Below are 12287 nucleotides of genomic sequence, written 5' to 3' on the forward strand. Positions count from 1 at the left end.
GCAGAGGGGGGAAGCCGGTGCGCATGCTGGACAGCCGTCCGTCCGACGGCCTGCTGCTGCTCCTGGGGCCGGTGGAACTGCGCGCCCCCGACGGGGAACTGGTCGACATCGGCGGTCCGAAGCGGCGCGCGCTGCTCGCCACGCTGGCCGTGGAGATGCCCCGTCCGGTGTCGGTGGACCGGCTCATGGACCTCGTCTGGGACGGCCGGCCGCCGCCCCGGGCCCGTGCCGCGCTCCACGGCCATGTCGCCGCGCTGCGCAAGGTGCTGCCGGCCGCGTTCACCCTGGAGACGGTCCAGGACGGGTACCGGCTGCTCGGGAACCGCGAGTCGGTCGACTCCCACGTCTTCGAACGGCTGGCGGCGGAGGCGGCGGCCGAGCCGGCTCCCGCCGCCCGCTCGCGGCTGCTGGAGGAGGCGCTGGGCCTGTGGCGCGGCTCCCCCGCCTCGGACCTGCCGCCCGGCCATGTCCAGCACCTGCTGTTCGTGCGGCTGTGCGGACCGCGCAAGGACCTGGGCCTGGCCTGGGCGGAGTGCGAACTCGCCCTGGGCACCGGCGGGCGGGCCGTCCCGCTGCTGGAGACCGCCCTGCGGGCCGACGGACTCCAGGAGGACTTCGCCGCCACGCTGGTGCGCTGCCTGCACCAGGCGGGCCGGCAGGCGGACGCGGTCGAGGTGTACCAGCGCACGGCGCGCCAACTGCGCGACGAGCTCGGGGTGCGCCCCGGTCCGCCGCTGCGTCAGGCCCTGGCCGAGGTGCTGGCCGACGACGGCCTCCCCGCCGCGGCCCCGGCAGCGGTGCGGGCCCCGGCACCGGTCCTCCCGCCGTCACCCGTTCCCGCGCCGCCGGCTGCGGTCGGACCGCTCCATCAGCTTCCCCGCCCCGTCGGCGGTTTCGTCGGGCGGGAGGAGGAACGGCGCTGGCTGGACCGGGCCGTCGGTCTCACCGGCGCCGGCGGGCCGGTGCTCGCCGTGGTCGAGGGGTCGGCCGGGGTCGGCAAGACCGCCCTCGTCGTCCAGTGGGCGCACGGAGCCGCGGCGCGCTTCCCCGACGGCCTGCTCTTCGCGGACCTGCGCGGCTTCGACGAACGCGAGCCCGCACAGGTCCCGTCCGTGCTCGCCGGGCTGCTCCGCGCCCTGGGACGGGAGGAGGCGGCGCTGCCGGCGGGGACGCAGGAACGTTCCGCGCTGTTCCGTCGGCTCACCCGGCAGTCGCGGCTGCTCCTGGTCCTCGACAACGTGCCCGCGGAGGCCGACCTCGGCCCGCTGCTGCCGGACGGCGCCGACTGCGTCACCGTGGTGACCAGCCGGGCGGCGCTGCCCGGCCTGGCCGACCGGTACGCGGCCGTCCGCAGGACCCTCCAGGCGCTTCCCGCCGAGGACGCCGTCTGCGTGCTCAGCGCGTCCCTCGGCGCCGCACGGATCGCCGCCGAGCCCGGCAACGCGCTGCGGCTCGTCGAGCTGTGCGACCGGCTCCCGCTGGCCCTGCGGATCGCCGCCGCCCGCCTGACCGTGCGCCCCGACTGGTCGCTGGCCCACCTCATCGACGAGATCGAGGACGAACGCGGCCGCCTGGACGGCCTCGACACACCGGGCGGCAACGGGGTCCGCGCGGCCCTCGAACTGACCCGTCGACGGCTGGACGGCATCTCCGCCCGCCTGTTCGCCCTGCTCGGCCTCTACCCCGGGGACGAGATCGAGACCGAGCAGGCCATGGCCCTGCTCGGCGCGGACCGGCAGTTGGCCCGGATGGCGCTCGGCAACCTCGCGGCCGGCCATCTGCTGGCCGAGGTGCGGCCCGGCCGTTACGCCAGGCCGACCTTGCTGAGGCTGTACGGCCGACGGGTGCTCACCGAGCAGACCGCGCCGGAGGAGGCGGCGCAGGCGTTCCGTCGCCTCCTGGACCACTGTGCCGAGCGCACCGCGGCGGCGGCCGCCCCGCTGGGGCCGCTCGAACTGCTGCTGCTGGAACCCTCTCGTGCGGACGCCGGGTCGGGCGGCTGGTTCGAGGAGGAGGAACCGGCCCTACGGGCGCTGGTCGACGACGCGGCCCTGAGGGGCGAGCACCCGTACGTGTGGCGCCTGGCCGACAGCCTCAGCCTGTTCTACAGCTGCGCGCGCGCCTCCGGGCACTGGGTGAGGGTGGCCCGGACGGGGCTGCGCGCGGCCGAGGTCCGGGGGGACGCGGACGCGGCCGCCCGGATGCGCGGCCACCTCGGCACCGCGCTGACCAGGACGGGGCGGCCGCAGGACGGGCTGCCCCATCTGGAGGCGGCCCTCGCGGCGGCGTCCGCCGCGGAGGACGTCCGGGGCCGGCTGACCGCCCGGATCCGGCTCGCCCTGTGCCACGAGCGGCTGGGCCGGCCCCGTTCCGAGATCCGTGAGGCGTTCACCGCGGCGGCGCGGATCGCGAACGAGGTCTGTGACATCGCTGTCACGGAGGCCCTGCGCCGTCACCGCAGCCGCGCCGACGGGCTGCCCGGGGGCACGTGGAGCGGCTACGGGAACCACGTCGTGGGCCACGGGACCCCCCGCGGGACCGCACCCGCAGGTCAGTACCGGGACGACACCGTGCTGTGATCCGGCTCCTGCTCCACCGAGGCCAGCATCTCCCGCAGCTCCTCGCACGGCAGCCCCTGCACACTGCGCAGTTCCAGCGCCCGGCGCCATTGCAGGGCGGCCTCCGCCGGCCGGCCGAGCCCCCGCAGTGCGGTGCCGCACTCCCGCCGCAGAACGGCCTCCTTGTAGGTCATGCGCAGCTCGCCGGACAGCTCCATCCCGGACAGGGCCTCCTCCAGCGCTTCCTCGAACCGCCTCAGGGCGTTGAGCACCTGGGCCCGGGTGATCAGGACGTAGAGCAGCATCGCCGTGGGCTGGTGCCCGTCGAGCATCGCCATCGCCCGTTCCAGGTGCGCCAGGGCGTCCGCGGGCCGGCCGGCGGTCAGCAGGCAGTGGGCGAGGTTGTTCAGTCCCCTCGCGGTCACCAGGGGGTCATTGGTCTCCTCGGCGATCGTGACGGCCTCCTCGAAGGTCTGGATGGCCCGGCCGTTCCGGCCCGTCTGCATCAGGGCGACGGCCAGCTGGAACCGGGCCCGGCGCCGGGAGACACCGTCGCCCAGCCGGTCGGCCAGGGCGACCGCCGATTCCAGCAGGTCGATCGACTCCTGCAGGAGCATCCGGTCCATCAGCACGCCCACCAGGTCCAGGCTGGCCCGCACGTGCCCGTCCAGGCTGCCGCTGTCCTGCGCGGCACGGAGCGCGGTGCGTGCGATGTGCTCCCGCTCGTTCAGGTAGCCGCCGTCGTAGAAGTACAGGGGGGCCGCGGAGTGGGACAGCCGCCACGCCGTGTCCTGCCTGCCCTGGTCGGCGGCGGCCTGCACCAGGTGCCGGATCGCCCGCTCCTCGCGCCGGAACCATTGGAGGGCCTGCCCCAACCGGGACAGCGGCGGGGTGTCGTACGCGGGCACGCCGTCCTGGCCTTCCAGACCGCGGCCGGGGTGACCCACCGCGCCGACCGCCTCGACCGTGGCCGCCAGGTAGAAGTCGAGCAGCCGGTCCAGGGCGGTCCGCCGGTCGGCCGCGGGCAGGTCCGTCGCCAGCTCACGCGTGTAGAGGCGGATCAGGTCGTGCCGGGCGAACAGCCCGGGGCTGGCCTCCTCCACGATGTGCGCGGCGTCGAGCTGCGCCAGCAGGGCGCGCGCCGACGGCACCGGAACCCCGGCGAGGGCAGCGGCCGCGTACGGGTCCACGTACTGCCCGGGGTGCAGTCCGAGCAGGGCGAACAGGCGGGCCGCCGCGGCCGGAAGGGTGCGCAAGGTGAGCGACAGCGCCGCGGTGACGTCCAGCGACCCCGGGGTCGCCAGGGCCGCCAGCCGCCGCTGCTCGTCCTCGAGTTCCCCGGCGAGCTGCCCCAGCGGCAGGTCGGGCCGGGCCGCCAGCCGGGCCACCGCCACCCGCAGCGCCAGCGGAAGGCCGTCGCAGAGGTCGACGAGCCGTCCGCCGGCCTCCGGATCGGCGGCCACCCGGGGTGCGCCGGCCACCCGGGCGACCAGGTCCAGGGCGTCCTGCCGGTCCAGCACGTCGAGGGAGATCGGGACGGCGCCCTCCTGCACGACCAGGTCGGTGAGCCGGTTCCGGCTGGTGATCACGGTGACCGGGCCGGGGCCGTCGGACAGCAGCGGCAGGACCTGCTCGTAGCTGCGGGCGTTGTCCAGCACCACCAGCGCCCGGCGGCCGGCCATCAGCCCCCGGTACAGGGCCGAGCGCTCCTCCAGGTCCCGCGGTATCTCCGCGTCGTCCACGCCCAGCGCGCGCAGGAACGCGGTCAGGACGACGCCCGGTTCCACCGGCTCCGCCTCGTCGAAGCCGCGCAGGTCGAGGTGGAAGCGGCCGTCGGGAAAACGCTCCACGGCGTCGTGGGCCCAGTGCAGCACCAGGCTCGTCTTGCCGATCCCGGCGGCTCCGGTGACCAGGAGGGGGGTCGGCTCGGGCGCCGACGCGGCCCGGTCCAGCCAGGCGATCTCGCGGGCCCGGCCGGTGAAGTCCGCGTCGGGCAGCGGGATCTGGATCGCCGAGACCCGGCCGGAGGTCGTGAGCCGGTCGCGGGCGGCGAGCAGCAGCGCTCCGGGCTCCGTGCCGTGCCGATCGGCCAGGTGCTCGACGGTCCGCCCGTAGACGGCGAGCGCCTCCTCGCCCCGCCCCTCCTGGTCCAGGCAGCGCATCAGGAGCGCGGCGGCGGACTCACGGGCGGGGTCGTTCTCGGTCAGCGGGGTCAGGGCGGCCACCGCCTCGCCGCCCCGGCCGAGGCGGAGCAGGCGTTCCGCGAGCTGTTCGAGGGCCCGCCGACGGGACTCCTCCAGCTGCTCGCCGCGCTCGTCGCGCAGCAGCGGGGAGCCGCAGCCCGCCAGGGCGTCGCCGCACCACAGGCCGAGGGCCTCGCGCAGCAGCCGTACCGCCTCCGTGTCGTCCTCCGTGGCGGCGGCGGTGGCGCACAGGGTGTCGAACCGGTGCACGTCGACCTGGTCCGGGCTGCCGACCAGACGGTAGCCGGGCTCCTTCACCGCCAGTTCGAGGCTGTCGTCCAGGAGCTTGCGCAGCCCCGACACGTGCCCGTGCAGGGCGGTCCGCGCGGTCGCCGACGGCTTGCCGGCCCACATCAGCTCCATGAGCCGGGTGGTGGGGACGACCTCGTTCAGGTCCATCGCCAGCGCCGAGAGCAGAGCGGCACGCTTGGGGCTGGTGACGACGGCCGAGGTGCCGTCGTCGTACCGCAACTCGACCTGCCCGAAGAGCTGGACCCGCATCGTTCTCCTCACCTGTGCCTGAACCCGGACGATCCCGACGATCGTACGGAGCCTTCCGTGCATGGCACGACCGACCCGCGTGTCGGGTTCACCTCAATTCGGTGGCCACTAGACTGCAGGTCGTCGCGGGGACGAAGGCGTGAGGACGCAGGGAACGCATGCTGATTCGGTTGCTGGGTCCGGTGGAACTCGCCGGGTCCGACGGCGCGCCGGTCGAGGTCGCCGGAGCCAACCGGCGGGCCGTGCTGGCGATCCTGGCGCTGGAGTTCGGGCGGACCGTCCCGGTGGAGCGGTTCTGCGAGCTGCTGTGGGGCGAGGAGCCTCCGGCCCGGTCCAAGGCGGCCCTTCAGGGGCACGTGGCAGCGCTGCGCAAGGCGCTGGACGGCTCCTCGCTCCAGGTCGTGACCCGGCCGCAGGGCTACGTGCTGACCGGCGACGCCGAGTCCGTCGACGCCCACCGGTTCGCCGCGCTGGTCGCGCGGGCCGAGGCGGAGCCGGACCGGGCGGGGGCGGCCGCCCTGCTGGACCAGGCGCTCGGCCTGTGGCACGGGAGCGCGCTCGCCGGGACCCCCGACACCGACCTGCGCCGCTCCCTGGCCTCGCAGCTCGACACGGCGCGTACCCAGGCCCTGGCGGCCTGGGCGGAACGGCTGCTGGACCTCGGTTCCGGGTCTGCCGCCGTGCCCGCACTGGAGCGGGCCGTACGGGACGACGGGCTCCAGGAGCCCCTCGCCGCCCTGCTGATCCGCTGCCTGGACCAGGCCGGCCGGGGCTCGGAGGCGGCGGCCGTCTACCACCGGGTCAGGACCCGGCTGGACGAGGAACTCGGCATCACGCCGGGCAGGGTGCTCCAAGCGGCCTTCGCATCGGTCGGTGCGGGCCCGGCGGACCGGTCCGCGGCGCCCGCAGCACCTCCGTCCACGGTCGCCGCCGCACTCCCGCACGCGTTCCCGACCCCCGCCGCACCCCCGTCGGCGTCCGCGGTCGCCGCCGCACCCCCGTCCGCGGCCGCCGCCGTTTCCCCGCGCGCGGTCGCTGCCGCCCCGTCGTCCGCGTTCTCGTTTCCCGCCGCCTCCCCGTCCTCGTCCGCGGGGGCCGCCGCCGTCCCGCCCGAGGTGCCCGGAGGGCCCGGCGCTCCCGGGGTGCCGGCGGTCCCCGGGGCGCGGGCTCCCCTGCCCGCCGGCCCCGCCGGGCGCATGCTGCCGCGCCGGCCGCCCGGCTTCGTGGGCCGCGAGGCCGAGTCGGCCCTGCTCGACGCGGAGTGCGGGCCGGAGCGCACCGGCGGCGGCCTCGCCGTGGTCGTCGGTCCCGCCGGTGTGGGCAAGACGGCCACCGTGGTGCGCTGGGCGCACAGCAGGGCCGCCGGGTTCCCCGACGGCCAGCTCTTCGTCGACCTGCGCGGCTTCGATCCGGCCGGGCCGGCCGACCCGGCCGAGGCCCTGGAGAAGTTCCTGCGCGCGCTGGGCGTGCCGCCCACCGCCGTCCCGCAGGACCCGGCGGGGCGGGCGGCGCTCTACCGGGAACTGACCCGGCACAAAAGCCTCCTGGTCGTGCTGGACAACGCCCGCAGTGCCGCCGAGGTCACCGCACTGCTGCCGTCGGGCACCCGCTGCGCCACCGTCGTCACCAGCCGCAACACGCTGGAGGACCTCCTGGTCACCGACGGCGCGGTCGTGGTCCGGCTGGGCACGCTGCCGCCGGGAGAGGCCCGGCAGCTGCTGGAACGCCTGCTCACTCCCGCCCGGGTGGCGGCCGAGCCCGAGGCGTCCGAGCGGCTGGCCGCGCTCTGCGGCCGGCTGCCGCTGGCGCTGCGGATCGCCGCCGCGCGGATCGCCGCCCGGCCCGACTGGACGATCGGCCAGCTCGTCGACGAGCTCGCGGACGAACGGACCCGGTTGCAGGCCCTGGACACCCAGGGCTCGGTCAGCGTGCGCACCACCCTGACCCTGACGCACCCGCACCTCGACGGGACGGCCGTACGGCTGCTACCGCTGCTGACCCTGCATCCCGGGCCCGAGATCGACGCGTTCAGCGCCGCCGCCCTGCTCGGCAGCAGCGCCGCCGACGCCCGCCGGGCCCTGGACTCGCTGGCCGCGTACCACCTGCTCGACGAAGGCACACCCGGCCGGTACTCCCACCACGAACTGATCCGCCTGCACGGCACGGAGCTGCTGACCGAGCGGCCGATGGCCGAACGACGGCGGGCGGCGGCCGGGTTGCTGGAGTACGCGCTCGCGACGGCCGACCGGGCGGCCGCCCTGCTCCAGCCGCAGGTCCGTCCGCTGGAACGGCGGACCGGCGGACAGCCGCAGGAACTGCCCCCGCTCACCGACGTCCGCTCGACGCTCGCCTGGTTCGACGGCGAGGAGCCGGTGATCCGCGGCGTGGTCCTCGCCGCGGCGGAACAGGGCCGCCACGTCCCCGCCTGGCAGCTGGCCCACTCGGCCGACGCGCTCTACCGGAGCAGTGGGCGGCCCGCCCACGGGCTGGAGTGCCTGCGCGCCGGTCTCGAAGCGGCGCTACGGACCGGCGACCGTACGGCGACGGCCCGGCTGGAGGCCCTCACGGCCCGGGCGCTGTGCGCGACCGGAAGACCGCAGGAGGCACTGCCGCCGGCCATCCGGGCGGCGGAAGGGACCGGCCCGCAGGACGGCGACGCGCACGTCCTGGCGCTCTCGGTGCTCGTGCGGGTGCTGACCGGCCTGGGCCGGCTCGCGCAGGCGGAGCAGGTGGCGCGCACGGCACGGGCGCTGGTCGGGGACCCGCGGCCGACCGGGCACGCGGTCTGCGTCCTGGCCGCGGCCGCCGAACTGGACCTCCGCTCGGGCCGGGCGGACCAGGCGCTGCGGCACGCCCGGCAGTGCCAGGACCTGTTGGCGGACCGTCCGGAAGTGCCCGCGCGCCTGCTGGCCCTGGAGACCGAGGCACGCGCGCTGCACCTGCTCGGCCGCGGGGCGGAGGCGGAAGCGCGGTGGACCGAGGCGCTCGCGGGCTGCGAGAGCGCCGGCGTTCCGGCCCTCCGTGCGCTGGTGGAGCGGCGGCTCGGGGCGTTCCTCGCCGAGTCCGGCCGGTTCGTGGAGGCCGCCGGACACCTGAGCCGCGCCGCCGAGTGGTACGGCCGGACGGGCTCCGCCCAAGGCTCCGCGTAGGCCCGTCCGGAGGGCCGTCCGGAGGGCCGTCGGGAGGGCCGTCGGGAGGGCCGTGCGGAGCGCTGCTCAGACGGCCGTGGCCCGGGCGGACGCCTCCATGACCGGCCGCAGCCGGCGGATGGCGTGGTGGTTGCGGGACTTGACGGTGCCCAGCGGGACGCCGAGGAGCTCGGCCGTCTCGGCCAGCGAGCGCCCTCTCAGGTGCAGTTCGACGACGACCTCACGCTGGTGCGCGGGGATCTTGGCGAGCAGGGCCATGATGTCGCGGGCGGCGAGAACCTCGTCGAAGGGATCGCGGTGATCCGGCCTGTCCTCACCGACCGCGTCGGTGACCTCCTGCACGCGGGCCGCCCGCATGCGGTGGTGGTCGATGGCGATCCGGCGGGCGACGGTGAACAGCCACGGCCTGGCCTTCTCCGGCCCCTCCGCGAAAACTTCCGGGTTCTGCCAGGCCCGCATCAGCGTCTCCTGGTAGATGTCCTCGGCCCGTCCCCGGTCGCCCCGGGTGATCCGCATCAGGGCCCGCATCAACTGCACTCCGTGCACCCGGTGGAGGTCGGCCAGCGTCTCCTCGTCCAACGTCGAGTGCACCGTGTCCGTCGTGCCCATCCCCATGTTCCTGCCCTTCGCATTGCTGTGACGCCTCCATGGACCACGATGGCGAAGGCCGCCAACGAAGGGCCAAGGACGTCCTAATGCGAGGGCGTCAGCGGGGTGGTGCGGGCACGGCCGGTGGGCGGGCGTCGAGCGGGTCGAAGGCGTCCAGGAGCCGTTGGACGCCGTCGTCGCCGAAGCGCCGGATCAGGATCGCGGCCCAACCGGCGAGCGCCGCGCGGTCCTCGTCCGCCCACAGGTGCGCGGCGGGGTGCTCGTCGACCACCATGACCTCGGCGATCAGCCGCAGTTCCGCGTCGGGGAGCGGACAGGGCTGGTCCGCCAGGTCCTGGAGGGCGAGCCGGCGGGCGAGCGCGACGGCCTCCTGCGCACCCGGGAACGCCGCCGACCCGGCGGGGCCGGATCCCGCGGCGGGAGCGGGCTCCCCGGGATCGGCCCCGGCCATGGCGTCGACGGCGGCCGCGCACTGCGCCGCCCAGGCGCCGGCCAGCCGCCGCACCCGCGCTTCCTCGTCCTTGTCGGTCACGGCACCAGGATGCCATCCCCGCCGTCCGGTGCCGGGCTCACGAGGGCCCCGGGCGCCAGCTGCGGCGCCGGCCCCGGGGCACCACCACGGCGGCCGCGGCGACGGCCGCGACCAGGGCCGCGGCGCCCCCGGCCACGGCGAGGCCCTGCCCGGCGGCCGGGTGGCCGGGTGCGGCGGGCAGCGGGGGCAGGGCGGCCGGTGCCAGGACCGGTGCGACGGTGCCCGCGGCCTCCCCCGGCAGCTCCGCGGTGACCGCGGCCACCGGATCGACGCCGGCGTAGGCGGTCCGCGCACCGGCCGGGCCGGCCCAGGCCCGGTAGGAGGTGGCCTTGAGCCGGCTCTCCAGCTGATCCACCGTCAGTCCTGGCCGGTAGCCCAGGACCAGCGCCGCGGTGCCCGCGACGAAGGCCGCGGCGCAGCTCGGCCCGCTCGCCGTGAAGTGGCCCCGGCCGCCGGGACCCGTGCCCATCACGGCGACCCCGGGCGCGAGCAGGTCGGGGCGGCCCGCCGCCGGGCCGGGCTCGGCGGGCGTACCGTCCGGGGAGAGTGCGGCGACCGTGAGCGCCCCCGGTGCCGGACGGGCCGGGGCGGGCTCGGTGCGGCCCTGGCCGTCGTACCCGGCCGGGGCGACCAGCAGGGCGCCCTTGCCGCGTGCGTACGCGACGGCCTCCGCGGGACCGCCGTCCGGCCCGGGCAGCGGCACGGCCACGGCGATCACGCGGGCCCCGGCGTCGGCGGCGGCCCGGATGCCCCGGGCGAGCAGGTCGGCGTCGGTCGCGCCGGTGTCGTCGGTGACTCCGACCGCGAGGACCCTGGCCCGGGGCGCGATCCCGGCGAAGCCCACGTCGGTCCGGGGCCGGGCGGCGATCAGAGCGGCGAGGAAGGTGCCGTGGCCGACGCAGTCGCGGGTGGAGTCCCCCGGTCCGGACAGGCGGGGACCGGCGGTGAGCCGGCCTTCGAGGTCTCCTGACGCCCCGTCGACCCCGGAGCCGACGACCGCGACGGTCACCCCGGCGCCCTCGCTCAACGGCCACACCGCGTCCGGGCGCAGGAAGGCCTGCGGCCACGGCGTACGCTCGCTGCGTTTGCCTGACGCCTTGACGCAGCCGTCGCGGGGCTGGGCCACGCGCTGGGCGAGGGTGGGCAGCGAGCCCGCCTCGGGGCCGGCCGGCGGTCCGTCGGCCCGCGCGGGTGCGGGCGCCGCCAGGGCGAGGACGGCCGCGAGGGGCACGGCGAGCGCCGCCGCCCGGGACGGTGTGGAGCCAGGGACCGCCCTTGCGCTGGTGCGCAGTTCCACTCTTCCCCCGTGCGGGTCAGGAGCCGGTGCAGTGGGCTCGTACGGCGGAGGCGGCGTGGTGCGCGTAGGTCTTGGTGCTTCCCGACCAGTCCTGGCCACGGGTGTGCAGCAGGACGGCGATACGGCCGCGGGAGAGCGGGAAGGTCCCGCCGTCGACCCACTGGCCGCGACGGGACACCTGCGGCACCGAGAAGGAGCCGATGGTGCCGCTGCCGGGGTCGAACTGGTTCTGCACGGTGTAGTGGGTCGGGTTGCCGCCGACGGACACGACGTCCCGCGCGCCGGGGACGTAGACCGAGATCCGGCAGGAGCCGGTGGCCACCCGGCCGGTCTCGAACGTCCACAGCACGGAGTTGCCGTCGTCCTTGGCGGCCTCGCCCGACATCGGGACGGCCGTGTACATCCCGGTGCAGCCGTCGCCGGTCCAGCCGCCCTCGGAGCGGCTCAGCCAGCCCTCGTTGCCCCGTTCGAACCAGCCGCGCTGGCGGTACCCGGTCCCGGCGGCCCCGCAGCCGCGGCCGGCGACGGCAGTGAACGTGGGGGCCGGGGCGGGCTGCGGCGGCTTCTCCGGATCGGGCCTGGACGGGGTGCCGCCCCCCTTGTCGCCGCCGGGCCCGGGGGCCGGGGCCGGGCCGTGGGGCGCGCCGTCGCCGGCCGGGCCCGTCTGCGGGACGGGACCGGGCCCCTGCGCGGGCGCGCCGGCCGCGCCCGGGGCGGCGGGCGTGGCGGTGTCGCGGGGGTCGGCACCCGGCACGAACGCGTCGCCGGTCTCGCCCTCCCGCGTGTACCCGGCCGCGGCGGCCGGGTGCGGTCCGCCGTCGGGAGCGGAGCCGTGGGACAGCGGGGCCAGGACCAGGGGCAGCCCGATCAGGAGCGCACCGGCGGTCGCGGCGGCGATGATCACGGGCCGGGGAACCCGCCCCTCCGGCTGCTCGGCCTCCTCGGACGGCTGCACGGAACCGGTCCCGTCGCCGGCGGCGACGGCCGGGGCCGCCGACGGGGCTGCCGTCGCGTCCGGGGCGGTGGCCGGGGCTGCGGCCTGGGCCGTGGCCGGGTCCGCAGCCGTGGCCGGGGTGCCCAAGTCCGTGGCCGCGCCCGGATCCGGAGCCGTGGCCGGGGGCGGTTCGTCGCGTGGCGGTGTCGCGCCGCGGGTGGGCGTCCTCGGGGCCGTGTCCGGGTGCGCAGGGTGTGCGGTGGGGGCCGGCCCCGTCGGCTTCACGGCCTCCTCCGGTGTCGTCGTGGCGGGCTCGTGGGCCGCCTCGTCCCACCCGGCCAGCCAGTCGACCCCGTCCAGCCGTACCCGGGCCGCCGCGGACGGCCGGTCCGGCTCCTGCCGGGCCGCTTCGCCCCTCGTGCCGTCCACCTGTTCACCTCTGGTCACTCGTCTCTCGTCTCTTG

At 77.0% G+C, this 12287-nt stretch carries 7 protein-coding genes; 2 read left to right on the forward strand and 5 right to left on the reverse strand.

The annotated features are described in order from the left end of the window. Nucleotides 1-23 precede the first annotated feature (23 nt). The gene (locus EF918_RS02725) at nt 24-2579 is read left to right on the forward strand and encodes a BTAD domain-containing putative transcriptional regulator (protein ID WP_125639962.1); all 2556 of its coding nucleotides are present in this window, start codon (nt 24-26) and stop codon (nt 2577-2579) included. Here the strand turns inward: EF918_RS02725 and EF918_RS02730 are convergent. Beyond that, a complete protein-coding gene (locus EF918_RS02730) occupies nt 2552-5302 on the reverse strand; it encodes a BTAD domain-containing putative transcriptional regulator (RefSeq protein WP_185921565.1) in 2751 nt (916 codons plus the stop codon). The genes EF918_RS02725 and EF918_RS02730 overlap by 28 nt on opposite strands. Nucleotides 5303-5460: 158 nt before the next feature. On the opposite strand from EF918_RS02730, the gene EF918_RS02735 reads away from it, so the two are divergent. Then, a complete protein-coding gene (locus EF918_RS02735) occupies nt 5461-8451 on the forward strand; it encodes a BTAD domain-containing putative transcriptional regulator (RefSeq protein ID WP_125639969.1) in 2991 nt (996 codons plus the stop codon). Nucleotides 8452-8517: 66 nt separating this feature from the next. On the opposite strand, the gene EF918_RS02740 is transcribed toward EF918_RS02735, so the two are convergent. From EF918_RS02740 to EF918_RS36705, 4 genes are all read right to left on the reverse strand, one after another. Further along, on the reverse strand, nt 8518-9060 hold the full coding sequence (locus tag EF918_RS02740; protein ID WP_185921566.1) for a sigma-70 family RNA polymerase sigma factor: 543 nt from the start codon (nt 9058-9060) through the stop codon (nt 8518-8520). Between the two features lie 97 nt (nt 9061-9157). After that, complete coding sequence (locus EF918_RS36700; RefSeq protein ID WP_185921567.1) at nt 9158-9592, reverse strand: hypothetical protein; 435 nt, start codon at nt 9590-9592, stop codon at nt 9158-9160. A gap of 37 nt (nt 9593-9629) precedes the next feature. After that, on the reverse strand, nt 9630-10823 hold the full coding sequence (locus EF918_RS02745; RefSeq protein ID WP_185921568.1) for a S8 family serine peptidase: 1194 nt from the start codon (nt 10821-10823) through the stop codon (nt 9630-9632). An 82-nt stretch (nt 10824-10905) separates the two neighbouring features. Further along, nucleotides 10906-12252: a hypothetical protein gene (locus EF918_RS36705; protein WP_185921569.1), complete on the reverse strand. Its 1347-nt coding sequence runs from the start codon at nt 12250-12252 to the stop codon at nt 10906-10908. Nucleotides 12253-12287 lie beyond the last annotated feature (35 nt).

The organism is Streptomyces sp. WAC06614, assembly GCF_003949795.1.
In the GTDB taxonomy this organism is placed as follows: Bacteria; Actinomycetota; Actinomycetes; order Streptomycetales; family Streptomycetaceae; genus Streptomyces.

Excerpts from the sequence above, each read along its gene's own strand:
- EF918_RS02725 (WP_125639962.1), top strand. The coding sequence starts at position 24 with ATGCTGGACAGCCGTCCGTCCGACGGCCTGCTGCTGCTCCTGGGGCCG.
- EF918_RS02730 (WP_185921565.1), bottom strand. The coding sequence starts at position 5,302 with ATGCGGGTCCAGCTCTTCGGGCAGGTCGAGTTGCGGTACGACGACGGC.
- EF918_RS02735 (WP_125639969.1), top strand. The coding sequence starts at position 5,461 with ATGCTGATTCGGTTGCTGGGTCCGGTGGAACTCGCCGGGTCCGACGGC.
- EF918_RS02740 (WP_185921566.1), bottom strand. The coding sequence starts at position 9,060 with ATGGGCACGACGGACACGGTGCACTCGACGTTGGACGAGGAGACGCTG.